Genomic DNA, 24,715 nt, shown 5'->3' on the forward strand with positions numbered 1-24,715 from the left:
CGGCTGATGCGCTGGGGAGCGTTCAGTGTCGGGGTCCGAGCCGACGGCACCGGCTTCACGCTGCTGCACGGCGACGACGTCTGGGCCGACTTCGAACTCCACGGCCTGACGCCCGCCGGTCGATTCACCGACGACGCCGACGAGGTCGAGCACGGCTTCACCCTCGGGGACGCGAGTTGCTCCGTTCGGCACACCTCGGCCGAGGCCTGGACGGTGCGGTGGGCGTTGCGCGCCGGTGATCCGGTACAAGGGGACTCGCGATCTCCTGCTCCCCAAGCAGGCGCGCTGGGCGGTTCTCTTCCCGAGCCGCCGCGACTCTCGGTCCAGCCGGCCTCGGGTTGCGTGGCGTGGGCATGGGCGGCGGGCGCCGAGGGGCTGATCGCGATCGCCCCCTCCGGACGTCCGGCACCGGTGGTCGGGCTGCGGCTGATCCAGGGGTGGCTGCAGGACGCCGGTGACGGCTTCGCGCTGGCGCCTCCCGATCTCGTGCTGCCGTCCGGACGCCGCTGGGTCGGCACGTTGCGCGCCGAGCTGTACCCGTCCATGGACGCCATCGGCGCCCGACTACCTGCCTGGCTGGCGCCGCTGGAGTTGAGCGCCGGACAGCCGTGGGAGTTCCGCGAGCCCGACCATGCCCTGGTCGTCACCCCGCCCGCCAGCACCCGCACGGAAGGGGACGCCGTCCAGGTGATCGGCGAGCCGGGCCGGGCCGGCGTGACGGTCCACTCGCCGCGCGGCCTGACCTCGCTCACCGTCTCGTTCGCGCCGATGCTCGACACGGTGCTGGCGGCGGGCGCGTCCTGGGTGTTGCGCAGTGGCGCGCCGGTCACGCCGGCCGGGGCGTTCGTGGTGGCCGAGGCGCTGGGCCGGGCGCTGATCAGCCAGCCGTCCGCGGCCGAGCGACTGCTGGACGACCGGGACTGGAGTCAGGACGCCGATCTGCTGGCGATCGCCACGGGCATCGTCCGGGGCCAGCGGTCCGGCAACGCCCGGATGGTCCGGACGGCGTTGCGTCGGCTGGGCATGATGCACCCGCAGCCCGGCTACGGCCGGGTGGTGATGGCGGCCTGGCTGGCCAGCCTCGCGCTGGGCGAGGACGCCCGGCAAGAGGCTCTCGGGTTGCTGTCGCGTCCGAGCGTCTCGCCATGGGTGGCGTTGGAGTTGAACGTGCTGAACCTGCGCAGCCAGGAGGTCTCCGGCGGGTCGTTCGCGGGACTGATCAACGCGCTCGGCGGCGATCTACCCGGCGAACCCGTCGGGTTGGACGCCGTCCGGCAGGCCCAGCTGGTGGGGCTGCTGCAGCTGTATCCCGAGGAGTGGCCGATGGCCCAGCCGGCCGCGGCCTGCGCGACGAAGAACTCGCGCCGACTGCTGGCCGCCGTTGCGGCGTCCGATTTCAGGAAACCGGACGACCTGGCCGTGCTGGCCTGGCTGGCGCTGGGCCAGTCGCTGGTCTGAGCTGCCGGCCGCCCCTTCAGTCGCCGCTCAACAGTTCCGGATAGGGCTTGGCTTCGCCGAGGACATGCTCGGCGAGGAACGCCGACACCGTGCCGTACCAGATGGCCGCGTGCTGCGGGCTGAGCACCCAATGGTTCTCGTCGGGGAAGTACAGGAAGCGATGCGGGGTCCGGCCGTCGGCGTCCATGGCCAATCGGGAACGGGAGAGCAGCTCCCACCACAGCCGTAGCCCCTCGCCGATCGGCACCCGGTAGTCGCGGTCGCCGTGGACGACCAGCATCGGGGTGCGGATCTGTTCGATGAACGCGTGCGGCGAGTGGTCGCGCAGCATGACCTCGCCCACCTCGCGCGCCCAGTAATAGGCGTGGTCGGTGGTCGGTCCGAACTGGTCGAGGCTCCACAGCGAGGCGTGGGTGACGATCGCGCGGAACCGGTCGGTGTGGCCGGCCACCCAGTTCGCCATGTAGCCGCCGAACGATCCGCCCATCGCACCTGTGCGCGAGGCGTCGATGTCGTCGCGGGCGACAGCGGCGTCGGTGATCGCCATCAGGTCGGTGAACGGCTCGGCGCCCCACCGTCCCCAGCCGCGGGCGATGAACGCCTCGCCGTATCCGGTGGAGAGGGCCGGGTCGGGCAGCAGCACCGCATAGCCCTGGGCCACCAGCAACCAGGGGCACCAGCGCCAACTCCAGGCGTTCCACGAACCCAGCGGGCCGCCGTGGATCCACAGCAGCAGTGGAGCGGGCGCATCCGGACCGGCCCCAGCCGGCAGTGCCAGCCAAGCCCGGACGGTGCTGCCGTCGGCGACCGTGGTGGTCACTTCGGTCAGCGTGCCGGGCAGATCGGGGGCCGGCGCCGGGTTCCTCAGCAGCTCGGACGCCACCGGCGCGCCGGTGCGGCGGGCGGCGTCCAGGTCGACCCGGACGACCTCGGCCGGCGCCAGGTACGAGGTGCGGAGCGCGTACAGCCAGCGTCCGTCGGGCGAGACCTGCGGGTCGGTGAAGGTGGCATCGTCGCTGGTCAACCGGGTGACCGTGGCCGTGTCGAGGTCGAGCAGGAAGGCCGGGCCACGTCCGTCGGAGTCGGCGGTCAGGACGACGCCGCTGCCGTCCGGCAGCCAAGCCTGACCGGTGGGCCACCGGTCCCAGTCGGCTGCCACCCGCCGGTCGTCGCCGGTGGCCAGGTCGAGCAGGCGCAGCTCTTGGCTAGCCGGGCGGTCCGGGCTGGTCAGCGGCGACCGGGTGAACAACAGCCGGCTGCCGTCGGGGGAGAGGGCAGGATTCTGCGCGTCGGCGTCCGGATAGTCGACTAGGACGGTGCTGCTGCCGTCGTCGAGGTCGATCCGGATCAGCCGGCTGCGACGATCGGTCGCGGTGCTGGGCGCGTATTCGACGGCGACGGCGAAGCTGCCGTCGCGCGACAAGGTGAACTCCTCCAGCTGATTGGCGGACGCCGTCGGCGTCAGGTCGCGCAGATCGAGGCGGGGGAGGTCGGTTCCGGCGTCCGGGCCGGGTGTGGGCAGCGTCGCGGTCATCAGATGGACGGCGCCCGGACCGAGATCGTGGTCCCAATGCCGCACCGGGTAGCCGGCGTGCAGGATGGCGCTGATCGTCCGATCCTTGCGCTCCTTGCGACGGCGGTCGTCGTCCGCCTCGTCGGTGGACGCGCCCAGGCGGGGCGCGGCGACCAGGACTCGATCGCCGTGGCTGCGCACCGTGTCGTAGCCGCCCAGCCGGTTGCCGATCAGAGCCGCCTCACCGCCGGACGCCGGCAGCAGCCACAACGCGGCGGGACTGTCCTCGTCCTCATCGGCGTCCGGATCGGGACGGCTGGACGTGAACAACAGGTCGCCGCGGTCGCTGAACGTCGCCAACGACTCGCCCGGACGGGACCGGGTGAGCCGCCGGGCCGGCTCGATGCCGGTCGGGTCGATCTGCCAGAGCGCGCTGCGGTAGCGGGTCCGCTTGGCGTTCAGGGTGGCGATCGTGGTGACCAGACGGGTGCCGTCCGGGGACAGGCTGAGGCCCGAGCATCGAGGCAGACCGAGGTAGGCGTCGATGTCGTGGAAGGGTGATTCCATTCCAGTGACCCTAGACGAGGACGCCCACGAGGTTGTGCGGACGGGCGGCCGGTTTCCCTGGCGCCGTCCGGCTGTCCTACACTCAACGAGGTCGTCTGCGCGAGCGGCGGCCGACCGGGGCGTAGCGTAGTGGCTAGCGCGCCTGCTTTGGGAGCAGGAGATCGCAGGTTCGAGTCCTGTCGCCCCGACCATTGGGTGCCCCAGGCGGCGGAGCGGACGGGCATCAGCCGGAAGACCCTTCGACGCCGGATCGCGTCCGGTCAACTGCCGGTCTTCTCCAGTGGACGTCGCATCCTCCGCGTCCGCCCCGAGGACGTCGACGCCATGCTGCGGCCCTTCTGGCTCAGCTGAGCGTCCGCGTCAAGCCACCGACGAGGCGAGCGCGTCGAGGTCGGCCCGAATCCGAGCGATGACCGCCTGCGGGCTCTCGCTCGGAGAGGCCAGTTCGCGCAGCAGTAATCCCTGCCATGCGGTCTTACACTGCTGCGGTGGACGCCGCTCGCGACGTAGCCGGACTGGACCAACTCGACCCGGCGATGAGTCAGGACCGCGATGCCGTGCACTTCCGTCGCATCCTGGCTGCCCGTCAGGTTGGCAGTGCCTCTGCGGAATCGGGTTGCTGGTAGGGCAGACACATGAGCACCGACGTCACCTACCAGAAGGCGTCCTGGACGATTCCCTCCGACGTCCTGAAGTCGGTGCGCGAGCGGGTGCCGCGCGGTCAGGTGTCGGCGTATGTGACCGAGGCATTGCGGCGTCAGCTTGAACTGGACGACCTCGCCAGTCTGGTTGAGGAGCTGGAAATCGAAGGTGGCCCGGTCGACTAGGCCAATGTGGCCCGCTACATGGACGAGATGCGGTGAGCCGTCCGCGCCCGCGCACGGTCGTCTTGGACACCGAGGCATTGGCTGCCCCGAGCCGCAACGAACAGGCGATGCGGGAACGGCTCGCGGCGGCACGGGCCGGGGTGCTGCGTGAGCACGCAGAGCCGCTACGGCGCAAGAAGCGCGATCTCACTGTGGACGCAGTGGTGGCCGCGGTGGCCATCTCTCTTCAGCCGGCGGTCATCGTCACCGGCGATCCGGCAGACCTCCGGCTGCTGACCGCCGGCACCGATGTCAAGGTTGTGCATGTCGGCGGCGGGTGATCGACCTCAGGACGGTCACCGTCGACGCTCGGCCCACGTCACGGGATCGGGAGCCCAGCACGCTACGCGCTCGTCGCGTTCGGTGATCAGCATGCCGTCCTTCAGACGCGCCAATACCTCCCGCCGCACGGCACGGACGCGGGTCGCGGAGTGCTGCATCGCGTCCGGGCCGGTGGTTGACCACCAGCGGTCGAGCGCGTCGAAGACCTCGGGTGCGTCTCGCTGATCGAGGAGGTCGCCGGTGATCCGGGCGACGCCGGTCTGACGTCCGGATCGGTCGGCCCAGTGCGCGTACCCGCACAAGATGAGCGCCGCCAAGCCTGCGCTCGCGAGCAGGATGAGGCCTGAGATGGCCGGTAGCGCCGAAAATGTACCGACCTCGTCCCACCGGAGCATGAACACCGCCACCGCGGTCAGGATCCACATTCCGCCGAAGGTGAGATGGATCACCGCGGGTACCCGTGATCCCCACAGCGATCCGTTGGCGCGATGCGGCTCGAGCCAGCACAACAGCGCGACCGCGACGGCGGCGAGCAGGCCGGCGGGCAGCATGGCGTCCCGGACGGCGAGCGGGCTGCCGTGTGGGGTGGTCGGCAGGGCCATCGCCACCACGCCGGCGAGGAGCGCGACTCCCAGTGCTACGCGGTGCACGGTCGTCGAGGTGGGCGCACGTGGGGCGGTGGGGTCGCGGCGTTCGTTGGCCGCCCTGACCGCTGCGGCACGGACGCGTTCGTGCGCCGCGCGAGTGCGGGGATCGGAGGCCATCACGGCGACCCGCCACGAATCCTCGACGGCGTCCTTGGCATCGCGGTAGTCGGCGTCGAAGAGGATGAAGTCGATGCGTCCGAGCGTGCGTTCATCCATCCCCGTCACCGAAGGGTGTTGGGCTCCGGCCATGGTGCCCTCCCTCGTGAGATGCGTGTCGCGGACGGTGGTGTGGCTCCAGATTAGGCCTCGATGACACGCAGAGGCTGAGCTTCTCACCTGGCTGTACCTTCACCCCGGTCAGGAGTTCAGCCTCACGGATCTGGCTCGGCGGGTCGGTGCGTCGGTCTCAACGGTCCATCGCGAAGCCGAGCGGTTGGTGGAATCCCGACTGGTCGCTGAGACCGTCCTGGGCCGGAATCGGATGCTTCGTGCGAACCTCGGCCATCCGGCGGCGGAGTCGCTGGGGCGGCTCTTGGAGGTGACTTTCGGGCCCCGTCAAGTGATCGCGGAGGAGTTCGCGGACGTCCCCGGTGCCGACCGGGTGGTGATCTTCGGGTCATGGGCGGCACGGTATGCAGGGGAAGCTGGTCACGCTCAGAACGACATAGACGTCATGGTGCTCGGCGACAAGATCGACCGTGCCGATTTGTACGTACCCAGCCGCTGATCGACGTGACGGCCACGAGGGAGGACGCGTAGGTCCCGCGCGTCGACGCGAATGGCTTCGACGCGGGCCGTCTCGCCGCTGAGGCGCCGGGATGTTGGCGTGGTTCCGCTGAGACGGTCATCGCCATCTGTGCCATTCAGGGACGGGTGTCGTCGTGCACGCGGATGCTGCTGAGTTCGACAGAGCCGTCGTTGCACATCCAGTAGTGCAGGCGGCGTGCGCCGGGCGTCTTGGTTTGCAGGCTCACTCGCCAGCACAGCTCGCCGCCGGCGCGGGTCACGCTGGGGTTGTCGCCGCCGCGTCCGGTGCGCAGTTGGTGCAGTCCGCGGGAGGTGAGTTCGGCGTCCCGGCCGGTGAGGACGTGCACGATCACCTCCACCACCTTGGCGCGCTTGACCCCTTCGACGCTGTGCAGAGTGTCGATGAACTCGGGTCCGTAGGTCCACTTCTTCAGCGGGTAGGTGGCCTTCTCGCTGGGCTGGACCATTCGTGCCCAGGCCTGTCTGATCTCGAAGTCGAGCTGCTCGCGGGGGTCGAGGAACAGTGCGGCGTCGTCGGAATCGGTGGACCGCCGGGTGACCGCCATCCGTCGCTGCGTCCGTGCGGTGGCGAGTTCGTCGGTCAGCTGCGCGATCGTGCTTTCGGCTTCGCGCAGCAGTTCCGTCTGTTGCGCGATCTGGCGGCGCAGTGCCTCGACGACCTGGGCGGACGGCTCGAGGACGAACCCGTCCGCGACGACGTCCTCGGGTTTCGAGACTTGATGGTCCGAGACGTCGGACGGCTCGGCAACCGAGGGGACCAGCCAGGGTGGGCCGCCGACCAGGATGTTCGGTGCCGGTCGCGCCGCGTCCGGGTTGGCGTCGGGCAACGACAGCAGCCATTCATCGCCGTCCCGGCCGCCGAACCAGACCGGCAGCACCTCGCCGACGCTGAGAAGTTCGCGCAGATCGGTCGGTACGTCGGTCACGTCGGAGACGGTCAGGGTGTGCTCGAGCCGTGGAAACAGCTCGATGGTGCACTGGTCGGCGGTGACGGCGGACACCCGTGCCAAGATCGTGTCGCCCGCCTGGTAGTGGCTGACCGCAACGCCCGGCTCTTGCCGCATGGCTCGGACGTCGATGCGCCGGCTCTCCGGGTCGAGCGTCCCCCGGACCTGCATGCCCTTGCGGAACAACCGCTCGGCCGGCAGGCCGGGTTCCACCAGCTCCGGCCACAGCACCGCAGGAAACTGGTCGCGCAGGTTGACCAGGGCCCGTCCCGCGGCGATACCGCTCACTTCGCCGGTGACGGTGGGCGCCTTGGTGGCGCCGGCCGGCACCGTGTGGCTGCCACCGGAGGTCATGTTCATGGCGTCGGCCACCAGTTGCCGGGTGACCGTGGTCCGATCGCGCGGACTGTGGGCGAACCGCAGGGGCGACAGGTAGGGGTCGTCCATCCAGGCGGTGCCGATCGGGTAGACCCGGCTCGCGCCGCCGTAGACCTGGCACATGTCGGGGACCGCATGGCTGAACGCCCAGCTGGCCTCGATGGTGGTGATCTCGTGCACCTGCGCCAGGCCGACGAGATCGTCCCGCAGCTGGGCGATGTCGGCGAAAGCCGCCGGTGCGTCCGCCGACCTGGACACCACCACGGCGGGCTGGGTGCGGGCCGGGCTCTCCAGATAGGCGGCGAGCGCGGACGCCTCGGCGTCCGTCGCGATGGTGCCCAGACTCAGCACCGGACTGGGTGCGCTGGGGATCGGGGCCCGTGCCGGGCTCGGTCGTGGAACTGGCTTCGTCGGTCGGGTCGGTGGCCGCTCCAGGTGGCGGCGCAGATCGTCCTCGATCAGCCGCGGGAGGTTGGCGATCTCGGTGCGGTCGCGGGCCATCCGCAACGGCACGGTCAGCGGATGACTCTCCCAGTCGGCGCCCGCCGGGTACACCCGGCAGGCGCCGCGATAGGTGCCGGCCTGCGGATCGTCCAGCGACTCGCTGAACTGCCAGGTCAGATCGTCGGTCGGGATCGTCACCACATCGGCGCGTCCCTTCGCCACGCCGGCCAGTTCGGCGGCGGACGCGTACGGGGCGGTATGGCCAGGTGCGACGGTGAGCACCACCACGGGCCGCTCGCGGGTCTCGCGCCTCAGGTAGCTCACGAGGTTCGCGACATCGAGCCGGTCACGCACGGTGACCGGGTCTCGGGCTGGCAGATCCATGACGGCTCCTTCTGTGCGATGGCGCACAGTTCAGTGTGACCGACCGGACCGACAGATTCGTGCGCCCACGCCCACGCCCACCGTCGGAGTGCGGAGGTGGAAGAACGGCGATCGAGCCTGCGAAGACCAACGACGATCGTTTGGCCTACTCCGACAACCTCCTGTTCACTACGGTCGATAGCGACTTGGGCAGATCGTCGGCCACCGCGGGGTTGAGGATTCGCGAGCCGAGGAGTTGGGCGCCTTCCCAGTTCGTCAGGCGCGCGGCGGCGAGCGCCTCCTGCCAGTTCTCGTGGATCGCGTCGATGACTATCGTGACCACCCGCATCGCTTCCGGGCGGTTGAGTCCGTACACGGCGGCCTGAACTGTTCGGCGCCGCGGCCAGGTCGAGGCGCTGCAAACGGTGGCCGGAAGGCTTGCAGGAGGCGGTGGAGGCCAAGGAACATCTGGAGCCGGGTTCGGGCGTCGATGTGCTCGATCAGCTGCTGGTGCGCGACCTGATCGGTCTGTATGAGCCGGTGGTCGGAATGAGCGCGACGCTGGTCACCGCGGCTGGCGAGATCGCCGACCTCTACGACCTGCCGGTGGGCGGGCTGCCAGCGCACCGTCCTTGCATCCGCGTCGACGAGCCGGACCGGCTCTATGACACCGCTGCCGAGCGCGACGTGGCCGCGATCGACCTGGTCGCCGAGGCCCAGATGGCCGGGCGTGGCATCGACATCCGGCTCGCCGCCGGAGTCGCCGAACTCGGCGGCCTGCTCATCGTCGGCCTCGGACGCTTCCCCAGCCGGCGGCTCGACGATCAGCTTCGTGGACGGGCCGGACGCCAGGGCGATCCCGGACGCGCCGTCTTCCTGACCAGCCTGGACGATCTGATCCTCGGCTATGCGCCGGAGCATCCGCCGGCCCGCGACGTCGCCGACGACGGCACGGTCTTCGACCGGAAGCTGCTTCGCTGGATGGACCATGCGCAACGGGTCGCCGACGGCCAGCGACACAGCCTGCGTGACCTCGCGCATCGCTACGGCGGGCTGCTCGCTATCCACCGTGATCGCGAACGCGCCGGTGGTTGACGGACGCCTGGACCTCACCGACGCGGGCCTGTATCGCCCAGGTGCCACCTGGACCTACATGGTCTCCGACAACCATTTCGGCACCGAGGTCGAACGGATCGGCAAGGCGATCAGGAACGACCTTCGCGCCCTGCGGGGCGGCGTGCGGCCATCTCGCCACCCGCGCAGCTCACGAATCGCGTCAGCGACGAAGCCAGGCGGTGGTTTCGCCAGGGAGCCGGCCGTCGCCGAGCGGACCGCTGGCCAGCAGCACCTCGCCTTCGGGCAGGGCGACCGGTTCGGTGCCGAAGTTGGTCACCGCGGACCAGCCGTCCGGCCGGGCGAACGCCAGCACCGTCGGCGACACCTGTGTCCATTCCAGGGCCTCTTCGCACTCCAGCTCGTGCCGCAGGGCCAGCGCCCGGCGGTACAGGTTCAGCGTGGACGCCGGATCGTCCGATTGAACGTCGACGGCGTAGTCAGCGAACCATTCCGGCTGCGGCAGATGCGATCCGTCGGCACCGAAGCCGAAGGACGAGCCCTCGCGGGTCCAGGGCAGCGGAACCCGGCAGCCGTCGCGTCCGATCTCGACCTCGCGGTTGCGGAAGAACGCCGGGTCCTGGCGGTCGGCGTCCGGGATTTGGCTGACCTCCTGCAGACCCAGCTCCTCACCCTGGTACAGATAGGCCGAGCCGGGCAGCGCGAGCATGAACAGGGTGGCCGCCCGCGCCCGGCGCAGGCCCTTCGCCTGGTCGACCGCGGACGGGTCGCCGCCGTCCAGCAGCCACTGCTTGCCATCGTTGCCGCCAGTGGTGGAGCCGGCACCCGGCGCCCCCGCACCGACGGCACCGCCCGGCAGTCCGTAGCGGGTGGCGTGCCGCACCACATCGTGGTTGGAGAACACCCAGGTGGTCGAGCCGCCGATCTCCTTGGCCGCCTTCAGGTTGCGGTCGACGACGTCGTGGAAGTCGGCGGCGGAGAACTCGGCCCGCAGCAGGTCGAAGTTGAAGGTCTGGCCCAGGCCAGCGGGCGAGGAATAGCGCGCCTGGCGGTGCGGCCGCACCCACGCCTCGGCGACCGCGGTGCGCGGCGGATCGTACTCGTTGAACACCGCGCGCCACTCGGCGTAGACGTCCTGCACCTCGTCGCGGTCCCACAGCGGATGCTGGCCGTCGCCGGACTCGACGATGCCGTCATCCACGCCGATCATCGCGTCGAAGGCCGGGTCGAGGTTCTTCTTCAGGCCGTGCGCCACATCGACCCGGAAGCCGTCGACGCCGCGGTCGCTCCAAAAGCGCAGGGTCTTCAGGAAATCGGCGTGCACCTCGGGGTTGTCCCAGTTGAAATCGGGCTGCTCCTTGGCGAACAGGTGCAGGTACCACTGGCCGGGCGTGCCGTCCGGCTCGGTGACCCGATGCCAGGCGTCGCCGCCGAAGATTGAGCGCAGGCTGCTCGGCGGCAACTCGCCGTTCTCGCCCTTGCCGTCGCGGAAGATGTAGCGGTCACGTTCCGGCGAGCCCTTGCCGGCGGCGACGGCGGCCTTGAACCACTCGTGCCGATCGGAGGAGTGGTTGGGGACGATGTCGACGACCACCTTGATGTGCGCCGCGTGCAGGGCCGCCACCATCTCGTCGAAATCGTCCAGGGTGCCGATCTTCGGATCGACATCGCGGTAGTCGTCCACGTCGTAGCCGCCGTCGGCCAGCGCCGAGGGGTAGAACGGGCTCAACCAGACGGCGTCGACGCCGAGGTCTTTGAGATAGGGAACCCGCGAAGTGATGCCCTTCAGGTCACCGATCGTGTCGCCATTGGCGTCGGCGAAACTGCGCGGATAGATCTGGTAGACGACGGCCTGTCGCCACCAATCGGGCGCGTTGAAGACATCGTGCGAAGAGAGCGACATTGGTCCGCCCCGTCCTTCCTGGACGATTGTGGGTGTTCGGCCGCGGGAACGCTGGCCGGAGGCTGGTGGGGCTGATTCGATGATTGGATCAAATCGGCGAAGACCAGCCTAACAGCGTGGGGATGCCCGTCAAATGCGCCGCCGGCCGCGTCCGAGGTGTTTCGGTGGCTCCGGCTCCCGTAAGGGAGCCATCACGATGACCGTTCCTCATATGTCGACCCTGCCCGGTTGTTGTCCCAAGCGGTGGGGGACGCGTCACCGCACCTGGTACGGCACTTGCTGGGCACGGTGATCAACGCGTCGCGGTCCACGGAGGCCGACGCGGTGTATGGCGCCGAGCCCGGCCAGCCCTCGCCGGACCGGCTGGTGCAGCGCAACGGCACCTGCATCGCGACCGAGTCCGTCGCTGGTTGAGCTTGTCGAAAACCCTTGCCGGCGGGACCTCGTCCACACGCGACGCTCGACGGTCAGTGGCCCGAAAGAACCCCTCCCCGCCGCACCACCACCCCAATTGCAGGGCGTCTTCTGCCAGGACCGAAGGGTCTGCCAGGTCCCATCGGGGCGGCCCTGGCGCACTAGACTCCCGCGACATGCTGGATGCCCGCGTGGTCGATCGGTTGCGGACGGTGCTGGGCGACCGCGTCGACACCTCCGTCGAGAGCCTGACGAGCGCGCAGGCCGACAGATCGGGGCATGTCTCCGCGGGCCCCCCGCTGGCGGTGGTGTGCGCGGCGTCCATCGAAGACGTCCAGTCGGTGATGCGGATCGCGACCGAGACTCGCACTCCGGTGGTCGCGCAGGGTGCCCGCACCGGTCTAGCCGGAGGCGCCAATGCCGGCCCCGGCGAGATCGCCCTGTCGTTGCGCGCCATGGACCGCGTCCTCGAGGTACGACCGGACGACCTGCTCGCGGTGGTGGAGCCGGGCATTCTCAACGGCGATCTCAACGCCATGCTTGCCGAGCATGGCGTGTGGTGGGCGCCCGATCCTGCCAGCCGCGCCATCTCGACGGTGGGCGGCAATATCGCCACCGGCGCCGGCGGTCTGCTCTGCGCGAAGTACGGCGCGGTGCGCGACGCGGTGCTCGGTCTCGACGTCGTCCTCGCCGACGGACGCCTTCTCCACCTCGGCCATCGCAGCGTGAAAGGCGTCACCGGGCTGGACCTCACCTCGCTGTTCGTCGGTTCCGAGGGGACCCTCGGCGTGGTCGTCGGCGCGACGCTCAAACTTCGCCGAATCGTCGCCGGGGAGACACTGACGATCGTGGCCACGTTCCCCGGCGCCGGGGACGCCGCCGCAGGTTCCGCAGCGGTGATGGCGGCCGGCGTCCAGCCCGCGATCATGGAGTTGATGGACGCCACGTGCGTCAGTGCGACCCGCGCCTACCTGGGACTGGAGCCCCCGGCGTCCGGTGCCGCGTTGCTGATCGTGCAGACCGACGGTCCGGCCGCGCGCGCCGAGGCCGAGCAAGTCGCCGACGTGCTGCGCGGGCTGGGCGGCGACGTCACCCTGTCCCGCGACGCGTCCGAGAGCGAACAGCTGCTCGCCGTGCGGCGGGCCGTGAACCCCGCGCTACAGCAGTCCTTCGGCACCGCCCTCATCGAGGACGTATCGGTGCCGCGAAGCGCGCTGCCCGCGATGTTCGACGAGATCGTGAGGGTCGAGCGCGAGTACGAACTGAGGATTCCGGCGTTCGCTCATGCCGGCGACGGGAATCTGCACCCCCATTTCGTCTTTTCCGGCGACCAGGTGCCCGACATCGTCTGGGACGCCGCCGACGATCTGTTCCGCTCTGCCCTCCGTCTGGGCGGCACCCTGACCGGCGAGCACGGCATCGGCGTGCTCAAACGCCGCTGGCTTGCCGACGAACTCGGCGACGACCAGTGGGAACTGCAGCGTCAGATCAAAGCGGTCTTCGATCCGCTCGGCATCCTCAATCCAGGAAAAGTGTTCGCCCCGTCACACTGACCATCCGCGTAGGAAGAAGTCGTTGAGCCGCGATCCAGCGACGCGGTCACACGGGTACCAGTCCATTCAGCCCGCCGTTCGACGGCGAGAATGGCGATTCGGTGGAAACGAGCGTCGTCACACGGTCAGTCCAGGGCGCCAACTGGAGTGCCGCCTCCTGATAGCCGACCACCCCACTCGCAATCCCGATGACAAGGTCGTAGGCATCGTCGTCGGGCGCCTCGATGGTGATGTCGTTCAGCCCGTAGAAGACCACGGTGGCCAACCAGCCGAGGCGCTTGTTTCCGTCGATCAGTGCATGGTTGCGAACAAGGGATTCGAGCAGGACTGCCGCCTTCCGATCAAGGGTGGGGTAGGCGTCGGTACCGAAAACGGTGGCTTGTGGTCGATGGGCGGCAGAGTCGAGCAGCCCGACGTCCCGGATCGGACCGACACCGAGGTCATCGATCAACGTCAGAATGTCGTCGAGCTCCACGTACTCGATCATTGGCCGAGTCGGTCCAGCAGGTCGGCGTAGCGTTCCCGTGCCCCCGCGGACAGTTCCGCGAGCTTGTCGCGGCGCACCCGACGGCCCGCGGCCTCATGGATCGCGCGCACCGTCGCCTCCTGCTTGCTTACGCCGTCCGCCTCGGCAAGCAGGGTGAGCGCGCGGTCGTCCTCGGGGCTCAAGCGGAGTGTCATAGCCATGAGTGGATGATACCAACTCGGTATCAACCGTCGTTGGGGTGGCGGGATCCTCCTGCCCCGACGCCCGCTGATATCCGCCGTCTGGCTACGCTGAACTCTTTCCAAAGCGCTGCTGCGCGGCCTGCCTGGTGGTGTCGAGAGCGGCCGCGATCACCGCCCAGGAATCGCCTGCGGCGCGTGCGGCCCGGACCGCATCGCGAAGTTCGGCTTCGGCTTCGGCGATCTGTCGACGTGCTGCCAGGATGCGCCGGAAATGGGTCGCGTCGCGGGCCCCATGAACGGCGACATCCAACTCGTCGAGCCCGTTCCTGCGCGCGGATTCGCGGGTCTCCATCCGTCAAGGCTAGCTTGACACGTACGTATGTCAAGAAGGTCTTGACGGTTGGTCGTGATCGAGGACTTGGTTCTAGGAGTCAGCCGACGACCGTGAACCGTGTGCGCAACTGGGTGTCGGCGCGCGACGAGGGGCCGACGCGCAGTTCGAACTCGCCCGGTTCGATGACCCGGACGCCGCGGGCGTTCACGATGGTCAACTCGCAGACGCCGATCTCGATCCGGACGACGGCCGACTCCCCGGGTTCGAGATCGACCTGCCGGTAGGCCTTCAACTCCTGATCGGCCCAGCTGGCCGAGGTGATCAGGTCGCTCACATAGGCCTGCACGGTCTCCCGCGCGGGCCGCGTCCCGGTGTTGGTCAGCCGCACCTCCGCGGCCAGGGCGTCGGACGCCGTCAGCCGGTCGGCGTCCAACCGCAGATCGCTGTAGTCAACGGTCGTGTACGACAGTCCCTCGCCGAAGGCGAAGGCCGGGGTCTGGGTGAGATCGGCGTAGTGGTCGCCGTGTTGGCCGCGCACCTGGTTGTAGTAGCAGGGCTGCTGGCCGACGTGGCGGGCGAACGAGATCGGCAGCCGTCCGGACGGCTCGATCGTTCCGAGCAGCAGTTCGGCTATCGCCCGGCCGCCCTGCATGCCAGGGTTGGCGACCCACAGCAGCGCCGCGGCGTCCAGTGCCGAGGGCGGCAGCACCAGTGGCTTGGACGCCATCAGCACCACCACCATCGGGGTGCCGGTGGCCGCGACGGCGTCCAGCAGCGCGATCTGGCCGCCGATGAGTTCGAGGGTGGCGGTGGAGCGAGCCTCGCCGAACAGCGGAATGCAGTCGCCGACGACGGCCACCACCAGGTCGGCGGCCGCGGCGGCCGCCACCGCCTGGGCGATCGCCTCCGGGTCGGGCGGACTGGCCACCACCAGCGGCATCCGGGGCTGACCGTCGGGGTAGGTGGGCCCGTCCGGGTGCGGGACGAAGTGCGCGATGTCGGCGCCGCGGGCGTGGGCCACCGTCCAGTCGGCCGGGGCGAGCGCGCGCAGCCCGTCCAGCACGGTGGTGATCAGCTCCCGCGGCTGGGCGTCGATCCAGTCGACCTGACCAGAACCGCCGGCCCAGTCGCCGAGCTGGTTCTGGGCGTCGTCGGCGAGCGGCCCGACCACCGCGACCCGCCTTTGGGCGGGGGAGAGCGGCAGCACGCCGTCGTTGCGCAGCAGCACCAGCGAACGCCGGGCGGCTTCGAGGTTCACCACGGTGTGGGCGTCCGACCCGATCGACAGTGCGATCCGGTCCGAGTCGGCCGGGCGCGGGTTCTCGAACAGACCCAGCTCGAACTTCAGGGTGAGAATCCGGGCCACCGCCCGGTCCAGGTCGGCCTCGGTGAGCAGGCCGGACGCGACGGCGTCCAGCGCCCCCTCGAAGAAGCCGGGGGTGGTCATGATCAGGTCGTTCCCGGCCCGGACCGCCGCCGCGGAGGCGTGGGCGTAGTCGGGGTGGATCTTCTGTTCCCAGACCATCCGGCCGACGTTGTCCCAGTCGGTGACCAGGGTGCCGGTGTAGCCCCATTCCCCGCGCAGCACGTCGGTCAGAATCCAGTCGTTCACGGTGATCGGGAGGCCGTCCATCGACTGGTAGCCGAGCATGAAGGTCCGGCATCCCTCTCTCGCAACCCGCTCGAACGGCGGCAGGAACCACGACCGCAGCTTGCGCGGCGAGATGTCGGCCTCGCTGGCGTCCCGGCCGCCCTGGGTCTCGGAGTAGCCGGCGAAATGCTTGGCGGTGGCGAGAATCGCGGTCGGATCGTCGAGCCCCGAGCCCTGGTAGCCGCGCACCATCGCCGAGGCCAGTTCGCCGATCAGGAACGGATCCTCGCCGAAGGTCTCGTTCACCCGCCCCCAGCGCAGATCGCGGGTGATGCAGAGCACCGGCGAGAACGTCCAGTGCACCCCGGTGGCGGCGGCCTCCACGGCAGTGACTCGGGCGATGCGCTCGACCAGACCGGCGTCCCAGGACGCCGCCATGCCGAGCTGGGTGGGAAAGACGGTCGCGCCCGACCAGAACGAATGGCCGTGGATGCAGTCCTCGCCGATCAGCAGCGGAATCCGCAACCGGGTCTGCTCGACCAGCGAATGGGCTAGCCAGAGTCGTTCGGGGGAGACGTGCAGCAGCGAGCCAGCACCCATTCGCAGCACCTCGTCGGCGACGTCCTGGCGGGCGTCGAGCTGCATCATCTGCCCGACTTTCTCCTCCAGGGTGAGCCTGCTGAGCAGGTCCGCGACCCGATCGGCGACCGGAAGGGCGGAGTCTCGAAACGGCAGGTCAACCGTGCGGACGTCGGCGTCGATCATGAATGCTCCTCGACCTGTGTGGCGAATTAATCAACGCCGATGACAATATCCTCACGCGCGTCCGGTGCCCAGCGGTCGGCTGAGGCGGTGCCGCCGGCGTCAGGCCGCTGGACCACCGGCCCGGTCGGGCACGTCCAGGTCGTCCAGCAGATGGGCGTCGAGGTGGTCGAGCGCCAGGCTGATGCCGCCGGCCACGACGGCGTCGGCACCGAGTGTAGACATCGCGATTCGTGGGGGGTTGTCGATCATCCACGAGGGGAGCAGGCCCTGGGTGGTCCGGGCCAGCAGATCGCCCGCCTCGGCGACGCCGCCGGAGATCACCACCATCGCCGGATCGAGAATCGTGGCCAGCACGCCGATCAGCCCGGCCAGCCGTTCGCTTACCGTGCGGACGATCGACATCGCGCTGGAATCGCCGGCTTCGGCGGTCCGGAAGATGCTCGAGATGCGAATGTGACCGTCGTCGGCCTCGACCGCCGCGCGCAGGCCCTCGGTGGCCCAGCCGTCGGCGAGGGCGTCCCGCGCGAGACCGCGGGCCTGCAGCCCGATGCCCACGTATTCCGGGGTCGAACCGGGCAGCAGCGAGAGGAATCGCAGCTCGCCGGCGCTGGCGTGCGCGCCGCGAACCAGGGTGCCGCGGGTGACGATGCCGGCGCCGAGCCGCTCGCCGGCCAGCAGGACGACGACATCGGTGGCCGAGCGGGCCGCGCCGAAGCGCCGTTCGCCCAGGGCGGCGAGGTTGGCGTCGTTCTCGACCAGCACCGGCCAGCCGTGGGTGCGTCCCCAGCGCCGGGAGATGTCGATCACCCGCTGATAGGCGGGGTAGTGGATCGCCACGTTCGACGACAGCGCCATCGGGACGCCGACCACGGCGACCCGGATCCGGTCGGCGGGGACGCCGGCGGCGCCCAATACGGCGGTGAGCAATTCGTCGAGGATCTGCTCCCGGTCGATGTCGTCGGGGTTGTCGACGTGCCGCATCACCCGGCCTCGTTCGTTGCCGCGCAGGTCGGCGACGCAGGCCCGCATGGTGTTGACCCCGAAGTCGACGCTGACGATCGCGCCAGCGTCCGCGGCGAAGCTGAACATCCGCGGCGGGCGGCCCCGGCCGGCCGGGCCGCGGCTGGCGTCGTCCGACAGGCCGGTCTCGGTGACCAGGCCGAGGCCGACCAACTCGCCGCACACCTTGTGGATCGCGTTTCGGCTGAGGCCGGTGGCCTCCATCAGGTCGGTCGCGGTCAGCACCGACTGGCGTTTCATGGCGCGCAGGATGCGATCGGCGGTGACTCGGCGGAGTTGGCTGGACGTCAGCGGACGTCCCTGCTCGACCGGGGCGTTCACCATCCGCTCAGTGTGCCATGGCTCCGGCGGAAGCCCTTGACAGTGCTGGGGAGGGCTCTTACCCTCGCGGCAAGGGATTAACTACTCGGCGATCATAAATCACCGAGGGTCTGCCCATGGTTCGTGGAGGACCACGAGAGAGGACAACGATGTCAGGGACGAAACAATGGAAGAGGGCCTCCGCGGCCCTCGGTGCGGCGGCATTGGCCACGTCGCTGCTGCTCACCTGCTGCGGCCGTGCCGAGACCCCGTCCGGCGGTGGCTCGACGGCACCGGCGGCGTCGATCGACAATTCCCCGGCCACCGGCGAGCTCAACGTCTGGGCGCAGGCCGACGAGGCGGCCGCGCTGCCGAAGTTCGCCGAAGAATTCACCAAGGCCAACCCTGGCCTGAAGATCACCGTGACCCCGCTGCCCTGGGACGCGGCGCACAACAAGTACCAGACGGCGATCGCGTCCGGCACCACGCCCGACATGGCCCAGATGGGCACCACCTGGATGGCCGACTTCAACGATGCTTTCCAGACCGTCCCGCAGGGCATCGACACCTCCGACTTCTTCCAGGGCTCGCTGAACACCAACAAGGTCGGCGACCAGTTGTTCGGCATCCCCTGGTACGTCGACACCCGTGTCTTCTACTACCGCACCGACCTGGCGAAGAAGGCCGGCTGGGAGAAGGCCCCGGCCACCTGGGACGAGTTCAAACAGTTCCTCAAGGACCTGAAGTCGAAGGCCGGCGCGAAGTGGGGTGTCGGCCTGCCCAACGGCGGCAGCGCGGACGGCTTCCAGAGCATGCTGATGTTCCCCTGGTCGAACGGCGCGAACCTGACCGACGACGCCCAGACCAAGTGGACGCTGGATACCCCCGAGTTCGTCGAGGCCATGCAGTATTACAAGAGCCTCTTCACCGAGGGCCTGGCCGATCCGAACCCGGCGACCGGCGCGGGTGCCGGCGAGTCGCTGTTCGTGAGCGGTGACACCCCGGTGCTGACCGCCGGACCGAGCGGCATCGGATCGATCTCCAAGGCCGGTGGCGGCGACTCCTACAAGTCGAAGTTCTCGGTGATGCGGGTGCCGGCCAGCAAGAGCTCGACCAGCTTCACCGGCGGCTCGAACCTGGTCGTCTTCAAGCAGGGCAAGAACGCGGACGCCGCCTGGAAGTTCGCCCGCTGGCTGAGCCAGCCCGAGATCCAGGTCAAGTGGCAGAAGACGATCGGCGACTTGCCGGCCAAGCAGGCGGCCTGGAAAGATCCGAGCCTGGCCGACGATCCGCATCTGAGCGTCTTCGGCGACCAGCTGACCGACACCAAGGCCCCGCCGGCCCTGCTGACCTGGACACAGGTGAGCGCGCAGGCCGACAAGGCGCTGGAGCAGATCGTCCGCGGTGGCGCCGATCCGGCAGCGGTCATGAAGGATCTGCAGAGCCAGGCTGACTCGATCGGCACCGGACGGCGATGACCGCCGCAACCGCGACGGCGAAGCCAGGCCGCCGACGGGCGTCGAGAGACGCCCGCCGGCAGGCCTGGGTCGCATGGGGGTTCGCGGCCCCCTACATGGTGTTCTTCGCGGTCTTCATGCTGATTCCGATCGTGTCGTCGTTCGCGATGTCGTTCACCGATTTCCGGGCGCAGGACATTCCGAACCCATTCGCGGTCGGCTTCGTCGCATTCGACCAGTACACCGGCCTGTTCCGGAACGCCCAGTTCCTCAACTCGCTCGGCGTCACCTTCTACTTCGTGCTGGTCGGCATTCCGTTGACCATGGCGGTGGCATTGCTGCTGGCGTTGGCGCTGAACAGCGGCATCGAGCGGTTCCGGGCGGTCTACCGGGTCGGCTTCTACCTGCCGGTGGTCTGTTCCATCGTCGCCGTGGCGGTCGTGTGGCGGTTCATCCTGCAGGACGAGGGCGTGCTGAACGCCGCATTGGGCGCGGTCGGCATCAACGGGCCGAACTGGCTCAACGACACCTTCTGGGCGATGCCGGCGATGATCCTGATGGCGGTCTGGCGCAATGTCGGCACCCTGATGATCATCTTCCTGGCCGGCCTGCAGGGCATCGCGCCCGAGATGAAAGAGGCGTCCGCGGTGGACGGGGCGACCATCTGGCGCCGGTTCGTCCATATCACCTTGCCGTTGATGCGTCCGACGCTGCTGCTCGGCGCGATCCTCACCTCGGTCGGCTACCTGCAGTTCTTCGAGGAGCCGTTCGTGATGACCAACGGCGGTCCGCTGAACGCGACCCTCTCGGTCAGCTACTTCATCTACAACCAGTTCGGCTTCGGCAACTACGCGGCCGCATCGGCGGGCAGCTACGTGCTGTTCGTGATCATCGCGTTGCTGTCGCTGGTGCAGTTCCGCGTCCTGCGCGAGAAGGACTGAGGGCGATATGACAACCACCACATCGGCCACCCGTGCGGCGGCGCCGGAAACGTCCGGACGGAAACGCCGGACCGGGGCCGGCATGGCCACCCCGATGTCGCTGCAAGCCATCACCTATGTGCTGCTGACCATCGGCGTGATCCTGTACCTGCTGCCGTTCGTCATCATGATCATCAATTCGTTGAAGACCGAGGGCGAGCTGCTGCGCAACCCGGTCGGGCTGGTCCCGGCCGAGATCACCTTCGAGAACTACACCCGCTGGTTCCAGGAGCTGAACATTCAGCAGTTCTTCGGCACCAGCCTCGTGGTCGCCATCGTCACGGTGGCCGGCAATGTCGTGTTCTGCTCGATGGTCGGCTACGCGATGGCCAAGATGGAATTCCCCGGCAAGAAGGTGCTGTTCGCGCTGGTCATGATCACCCTGATGGTGCCCGGCACGGTCACCTTCGTCCCGCTGTTCGTGCTGGTCAGCAAGCTCGGCCTGGTCAACACCCTGCCCGGCTTGTTCCTGCCGTCCATCGTCACGCCGCTGGGCGTGTTCCTAATGCGCCAGTTCATCATGGGCATCCCGGACGTGCTGATGGAGGCCGCCCGGATCGACGGCGCCAGGGAAGGCACGATCTTCTTCCGGGTGATCCTGCCGTTGTGCGGGGCGCCGCTGGCAACCCTGTCGATCCTGACCTTCCTCGGCTCGTGGAACCAGTTCCTCTGGCCGTTGGTCGCTGCGCAGAGCGAGAAGATGTACACCCTGCCGATCGCGCTGACCCTGTTCTCGAAGGGTCAGGAAGCCACCAACTACGGGCTGCTGCTGGCCGGTTCGGTGCTGGTGGTCACCCCGATCGTCATCCTGTTCCTCTTCCTGCAGCGCTACTTCGTGCAGAGCGTGGTCAGCGCCGGCGTGAAGTGAGCGGACGCCGGTCGTGACCCACGTCGACGACACCACTGGGCAGGGCGCCGAGCGCCCTGCCCAGTACGTTGCTGCCTCGCCGGATGAGGCCCGCTACCTCGATCCGGACGCGCCGGTCGAGGAACGGGTGAGCGATCTGCTGGGCCGGATGACGCTGCCCGAGAAGCTCGGACAGATGCTGCAACTGGACGCTCGCGAGGATCTCGCCGACATCGTGCTGGCCAAGCTGGCCGGGTCGGTGCTGCACGCCTCACCGGCCCGGCTCCTGGAACTTCACCAACTGGTGCAGCGCACCCGGCTGCGGGTTCCGCTGCTGGTCGCCGAGGACGTCATCCACGGGCATTCGTTCTGGCCCGGCGCCACCATCTTCGGCGAGCAACTCGCGCTGGCCTGCACCTTCGATGTCGAGCTGGTCGAACGGGTGGCCAGGGCCACGGCGGTCGAGGCGGCGGCGACCGGCGTCCATTGGGCGTTCTCGCCGGTGCTCTGCATCGCCCGCGACCCGCGCTGGGGACGGGTCGGGGAGACCTTCGGCGAGGATCCGTTCTTGATCGGCGAGCTGGGGGCCGCGATGATCCGCGGCTATCAGGGTCGCGGGCTGGATGACCCGACCGCGATTCTCGCCACCGCCAAGCATTTCGCCGGCTACTCCGAGACTCAGGGCGGGCGGGACGCCAGCGAGGCCGATCTGAGCCGGCGCAAGCTGCGCTCCTGGTTCCTGCCGCCGTTCGAGCGTGCGGTGCGGGAAGGCTGCGGCACGTTCATGCTCGGCTATCAGGCGATCGAGGGCGTCCCGGTCACCGCCAACACCTGGCTGCTCAACGACGTTCTGCGCGGCGAGTGGGGGTTCCGCGGCATCCTGATCACCGACTGGGACAACGTCGGCCGGATGGTCTGGGAACAGCGGGTCTGCCGCGACCTGGCTGAGGCGTCCGCGATCGCCATCAACGCAGGCAACGACCTCACCATGAACACGCCCGGTTTCGCGGCCGCGGCGGCCGAGGCGATCGCGTCCGGTGCTGTCGACGAGGCGCGGGTCGATGCCGCCGTCCGGCACATTCTGGGCCTGAAGTTCGCGCTCGGCCTGTTCGACCGGCCGCGGCTGCCGTGCGTCGCCGACCAGTCGGCGATCGGTTCGCCGGCGCACGCCGCGCTCAACCTGGAGGCGGCCCGGCGGGCGCTGGTGTTGTTGCGCAACGAGGTTCTGCTGCCGCTCGACGCGTCGGCGTCCGGACGCCGGATCGCCCTGATCGGGCCGCTGGCCGACTATCCGCAGGGTCAGCTCGGGGACTGGGCGGGCAACTCGGGTCAGATCGACTGGATGCCGGAGGGGCATCCGCGGCAGCTGATCGAAACGGTGCTGGACGGGTTGCGTGCGGTCGCGCCGGACGACTGGGAGATCACCCACGCGCAGGGTGCGCGGATGGCGCGCCTGGCCGGCGATCTGCCGGCGTGGCCGGGCGCGCCGGACCGGTACCGGTCGGTGCCGGCGGGCCCCGATCCCGGCCTGATCGCCGAGGCGGTCGACCATGCCGAACGGGCCGACCACGTCGTGATGGTGGTCGGCGACCACCTCAGTCAGGTCGGCGAGGGTCTTTCCACCGCCACCCTCGAGCTCAACGCCGGCCAGCTGGCGCTGCTGGACGCGGTCGCTGCCACCGGCACTCCGATGACGGTGGTGGTGATGAGCAGCAAGCCGCTGGTGCTGCCGCCGACTGCGCTGGCGGCGTCCGGACTGATCTGGGCGTTCAGTCCCGGCATGCGCGGCGGGCGGGCGATCGCCGAACTGCTGCTGGGCCGGGTCGAGCCGACTGGACGGCTGCCGATCTCGATTCCCCGGCACGCCGGACAACTGCCTGTCTTCTACAACACCGTCCGTGGTCAGCACGGCAACCGCTACGCCGACCTGACACAGGACCCGCAATTCGCCTTCGGCGAGGGCCTTTCGTACAGCTCGGTGCAGTACGCCGATCTTCAGATCGGGACGCCGCGGGTGCGCGCCGACGAGACGATTCGGGCCACGGTGCGGGTGTCCAATGTGGGTGGACGGCCGGTCGTCGAGACCGCGCAGGTCTACGTCCGCGACGTGGTGGCGTCGGTCACCTGGGCGGACCGGGAACTCAAGGCGTTCGTCCAGGTTTTCCTCGATCCGGGGGAGAGCCGGGTGGTCGAGCTGCGGGTGCCGGCGGCGTCGGCCAGCATCGTGGACGCCGCCGGCAACCGGATCGTCGAGCCCGGCATCTTCGAACTGTTGGTCGGGCCGTCGTCCAGGCTGTCCGATCTCTTGGTCGCCGGCCTGGAGATCACCGGCTGAGCGCCTGCATTTGAACAAACGACCAACCATCGAGAACATAAATCGAGAACACAAAGGGAGAGCGGCAATGGGCCACGATTTTGGCGACGGCTTCATCTGGGGTGCCGCGACGGCAGCGCACCAGATCGAAGGCAATAACGTGAACAGCGACTGGTGGGCGCGCGAACATGCGCCCGGAACCCCGATTCCGGAGCCGTCCGGGGACGCCGCCGACAGCTACCACCGCTATGCCGAGGACATCAGGCTACTCGCCGAATCGGGTCTGACCAGCTACCGGTTCTCGCTGGAATGGGCCCGCATCGAACCGGTCGAGGGACATTTCTCACGGGCCGAACTCGACCACTACCGCCGGATGATCGCCTGCTGCGCCGAACACGGCGTCACCCCGCTGCTGACCTTGCACCACTTCACCTCGCCACGCTGGTTCACCGAGGACGGCGGCTGGCGCGAAGAGCGCAGCGTAGAACGCTTCGCCCGCTATGTCGAAGCCGTGTTGCCGCTGCTGGACGCCGCCTCGCATGTGTTCACCATCAACGAGCCGAACATTCTGGCGATGATGATCGGCGGTGAGAAGGGCGGCGAGGAATTGCAGGCCGGCAGTCTGCCGGCGCCTGATCCGGTGGCCACCAGGTATCTGATCGCCGCGCATAAGCGGGCGGTCGAATTGGTCCGGAGCGTGGGTGTTGCGGTGGGCTGGCCGGTGGCGCCGCAGCAGTTCTTCGCCGATCCGGGCGCCGAGGAGATGTTGAAGCAGTACGCCTACCCGCGCGAGATCGTCTTCCTGGAGGCGGCGCGGGGCGACGACTTCGTCGCCGTCCAGGCCTACACCCGGACCCGGATCACCCTGGACGGCCCGGTGCCGGCACCGGAGACCGTCGAGCGGACGCTGACCGGCTGGGAGTACTACCCGCCGGCCATCGCCGAGGCGGCCCGGCTCGCCCACGACATCACCGGGCTGCCCGTGCTGGTCTCCGAGAACGGCATCGCCACCGCGGACGATGCCCGCCGGATCGACTACACCCGCGATGCACTGCGAGCCCTGCGCGCCGAGATGGACGCCGGCCTGCCGCTGTTCGGCTACCTGCACTGGTCGCTGCTCGACAACTACGAATGGGGTTCCTACAAGCCGACATTCGGCCTGGTCTCGTGGGATCCGGAGACCTTCGCTCGCACCCCGAAGCCGTCTCTGGCCTGGCTCGGTGAGGTGGCCCGCGGCGTCCGGAGCCTGGATGATTAGAGC

At 69.1% G+C, this 24,715-nt stretch carries 23 protein-coding genes, 1 tRNA gene and 1 pseudogene; 15 read left to right on the top strand and 10 right to left on the bottom strand.

Annotated features, from left to right (window positions below):
* Positions 1-6 precede the first annotated feature (6 nt).
* The gene (locus QM619_RS07765; RefSeq protein WP_415106390.1) at positions 7-1,458 is read left to right on the top strand and encodes a hypothetical protein; all 1,452 of its coding nucleotides are present in this window, start codon (positions 7-9) and stop codon (positions 1,456-1,458) included.
* Positions 1,459-1,474: 16 nt separating this feature from the next.
* Here the strand turns inward: QM619_RS07765 and QM619_RS07770 are convergent, their stop codons facing one another.
* The gene (locus QM619_RS07770; RefSeq protein ID WP_415106393.1) at positions 1,475-3,538 is read right to left on the bottom strand and encodes a S9 family peptidase; all 2,064 of its coding nucleotides are present in this window, start codon (positions 3,536-3,538) and stop codon (positions 1,475-1,477) included.
* A gap of 115 nt (positions 3,539-3,653) precedes the next feature.
* Here QM619_RS07770 and QM619_RS07775 point away from each other — a divergent pair.
* The 4 genes from QM619_RS07775 (at position 3,654) to QM619_RS07790 (ending at position 4,685) form a co-directional block, all read left to right on the top strand.
* Positions 3,654-3,729 (top strand) — tRNA-Pro (locus QM619_RS07775).
* Between the two features lie 4 nt (positions 3,730-3,733).
* A complete protein-coding gene (locus QM619_RS07780; protein ID WP_415106396.1) occupies positions 3,734-3,889 on the top strand; it encodes a helix-turn-helix domain-containing protein in 156 nt (51 codons plus the stop codon).
* Positions 3,890-4,173: 284 nt separating this feature from the next.
* Positions 4,174-4,365 carry a hypothetical protein gene (locus QM619_RS07785; RefSeq protein ID WP_415106399.1) on the top strand — a complete coding sequence of 64 codons (192 nt, stop codon included), beginning with the start codon at positions 4,174-4,176 and terminating at the stop codon, positions 4,363-4,365.
* A gap of 32 nt (positions 4,366-4,397) precedes the next feature.
* The gene (locus QM619_RS07790; RefSeq protein WP_415106402.1) at positions 4,398-4,685 is read left to right on the top strand and encodes a hypothetical protein; all 288 of its coding nucleotides are present in this window, start codon (positions 4,398-4,400) and stop codon (positions 4,683-4,685) included.
* Positions 4,686-4,700: 15 nt separating this feature from the next.
* On the opposite strand, the gene QM619_RS07795 is transcribed toward QM619_RS07790, so the two are convergent.
* On the bottom strand, positions 4,701-5,549 hold the full coding sequence (locus QM619_RS07795) for a hypothetical protein (protein WP_415106405.1): 849 nt from the start codon (positions 5,547-5,549) through the stop codon (positions 4,701-4,703).
* A gap of 124 nt (positions 5,550-5,673) precedes the next feature.
* On the opposite strand from QM619_RS07795, the pseudogene QM619_RS07800 reads away from it, so the two are divergent.
* Positions 5,674-5,778: pseudogene (locus QM619_RS07800) on the top strand (helix-turn-helix domain-containing protein); the annotation flags it as partial.
* A 36-nt stretch (positions 5,779-5,814) separates the two neighbouring features.
* Positions 5,815-6,060, top strand: coding sequence for a hypothetical protein (locus QM619_RS07805; RefSeq protein ID WP_415106408.1), 246 nt, complete (start codon positions 5,815-5,817; stop codon positions 6,058-6,060).
* 136 nt (positions 6,061-6,196) lie between these two features.
* Here the strand turns inward: QM619_RS07805 and QM619_RS07810 are convergent, their stop codons facing one another.
* Together QM619_RS07810 and QM619_RS07815 are read right to left on the bottom strand one after the other, a co-directional pair.
* Positions 6,197-8,254 (bottom strand): hypothetical protein, encoded by a 2,058-nt coding sequence (locus tag QM619_RS07810; protein WP_415106410.1) that lies wholly within the window; start codon positions 8,252-8,254, stop codon positions 6,197-6,199.
* A 145-nt stretch (positions 8,255-8,399) separates the two neighbouring features.
* Positions 8,400-8,609, bottom strand: coding sequence for a hypothetical protein (locus QM619_RS07815; RefSeq protein WP_415106413.1), 210 nt, complete (start codon positions 8,607-8,609; stop codon positions 8,400-8,402).
* 74 nt (positions 8,610-8,683) lie between these two features.
* Here QM619_RS07815 and QM619_RS07820 point away from each other — a divergent pair, with 74 nt between their 5' ends.
* Complete coding sequence (locus QM619_RS07820; RefSeq protein WP_415106416.1) at positions 8,684-9,328, top strand: hypothetical protein; 645 nt, start codon at positions 8,684-8,686, stop codon at positions 9,326-9,328.
* 181 nt (positions 9,329-9,509) lie between these two features.
* Here QM619_RS07820 and QM619_RS07825 read toward each other — a convergent pair whose 3' ends face one another.
* Positions 9,510-11,210, bottom strand: coding sequence for a glycoside hydrolase family 13 protein (locus tag QM619_RS07825; RefSeq protein ID WP_415106418.1), 1,701 nt, complete (start codon positions 11,208-11,210; stop codon positions 9,510-9,512).
* A gap of 228 nt (positions 11,211-11,438) precedes the next feature.
* On the opposite strand from QM619_RS07825, the gene QM619_RS07830 reads away from it, so the two are divergent.
* Positions 11,439-11,624, top strand: a complete 186-nt coding sequence (locus tag QM619_RS07830) for a hypothetical protein (protein ID WP_415106421.1) — start codon at positions 11,439-11,441, stop codon at positions 11,622-11,624.
* Positions 11,625-11,800: 176 nt separating this feature from the next.
* The gene (locus QM619_RS07835; RefSeq protein WP_415106424.1) at positions 11,801-13,177 is read left to right on the top strand and encodes an FAD-binding oxidoreductase; all 1,377 of its coding nucleotides are present in this window, start codon (positions 11,801-11,803) and stop codon (positions 13,175-13,177) included.
* A gap of 46 nt (positions 13,178-13,223) precedes the next feature.
* Here QM619_RS07835 and QM619_RS07840 read toward each other — a convergent pair whose 3' ends face one another.
* The 5 genes from QM619_RS07840 to QM619_RS07860 all read right to left on the bottom strand — a co-directional run bounded on the left by QM619_RS07840 (position 13,224) and on the right by QM619_RS07860 (position 17,880).
* Positions 13,224-13,652 (bottom strand): type II toxin-antitoxin system death-on-curing family toxin, encoded by a 429-nt coding sequence (locus QM619_RS07840; RefSeq protein WP_415106427.1) that lies wholly within the window; start codon positions 13,650-13,652, stop codon positions 13,224-13,226.
* An 8-nt stretch (positions 13,653-13,660) separates the two neighbouring features.
* Positions 13,661-13,858, bottom strand: a complete 198-nt coding sequence (locus QM619_RS07845; RefSeq protein WP_415106430.1) for a CopG family transcriptional regulator — start codon at positions 13,856-13,858, stop codon at positions 13,661-13,663.
* A gap of 91 nt (positions 13,859-13,949) precedes the next feature.
* Positions 13,950-14,198, bottom strand: coding sequence for a hypothetical protein (locus QM619_RS07850; protein ID WP_415106433.1), 249 nt, complete (start codon positions 14,196-14,198; stop codon positions 13,950-13,952).
* A 79-nt stretch (positions 14,199-14,277) separates the two neighbouring features.
* Positions 14,278-16,536, bottom strand: coding sequence for a glycoside hydrolase family 3 N-terminal domain-containing protein (locus QM619_RS07855; protein WP_415106436.1), 2,259 nt, complete (start codon positions 16,534-16,536; stop codon positions 14,278-14,280).
* A gap of 99 nt (positions 16,537-16,635) precedes the next feature.
* The gene (locus QM619_RS07860) at positions 16,636-17,880 is read right to left on the bottom strand and encodes an ROK family protein (protein WP_415106439.1); all 1,245 of its coding nucleotides are present in this window, start codon (positions 17,878-17,880) and stop codon (positions 16,636-16,638) included.
* 146 nt (positions 17,881-18,026) lie between these two features.
* Here QM619_RS07860 and QM619_RS07865 point away from each other — a divergent pair, with 146 nt between their 5' ends.
* The 5 genes from QM619_RS07865 (at position 18,027) to QM619_RS07885 (ending at position 24,712) form a co-directional block, all read left to right on the top strand.
* Complete coding sequence (locus QM619_RS07865) at positions 18,027-19,334, top strand: sugar ABC transporter substrate-binding protein (RefSeq protein WP_415106442.1); 1,308 nt, start codon at positions 18,027-18,029, stop codon at positions 19,332-19,334.
* Positions 19,331-20,254: a carbohydrate ABC transporter permease gene (locus tag QM619_RS07870; protein ID WP_415106445.1), complete on the top strand. Its 924-nt coding sequence runs from the start codon at positions 19,331-19,333 to the stop codon at positions 20,252-20,254. The genes QM619_RS07865 and QM619_RS07870 overlap by 4 nt, the downstream gene beginning before the upstream one ends.
* 7 nt (positions 20,255-20,261) lie before the next feature.
* The gene (locus QM619_RS07875; RefSeq protein WP_415106448.1) at positions 20,262-21,161 is read left to right on the top strand and encodes a carbohydrate ABC transporter permease; all 900 of its coding nucleotides are present in this window, start codon (positions 20,262-20,264) and stop codon (positions 21,159-21,161) included.
* A 13-nt stretch (positions 21,162-21,174) separates the two neighbouring features.
* Positions 21,175-23,475, top strand: a complete 2,301-nt coding sequence (locus tag QM619_RS07880) for a glycoside hydrolase family 3 N-terminal domain-containing protein (RefSeq protein ID WP_415106451.1) — start codon at positions 21,175-21,177, stop codon at positions 23,473-23,475.
* Positions 23,476-23,542: 67 nt separating this feature from the next.
* On the top strand, positions 23,543-24,712 hold the full coding sequence (locus tag QM619_RS07885) for a glycoside hydrolase family 1 protein (protein WP_415106454.1): 1,170 nt from the start codon (positions 23,543-23,545) through the stop codon (positions 24,710-24,712).
* Positions 24,713-24,715 lie beyond the last annotated feature (3 nt).

The sequence above is a fragment of the Micropruina sp. genome (genome assembly GCF_047606665.1).
Taxonomy (GTDB): Bacteria; Actinomycetota; Actinomycetes; order Propionibacteriales; family Propionibacteriaceae; genus Micropruina.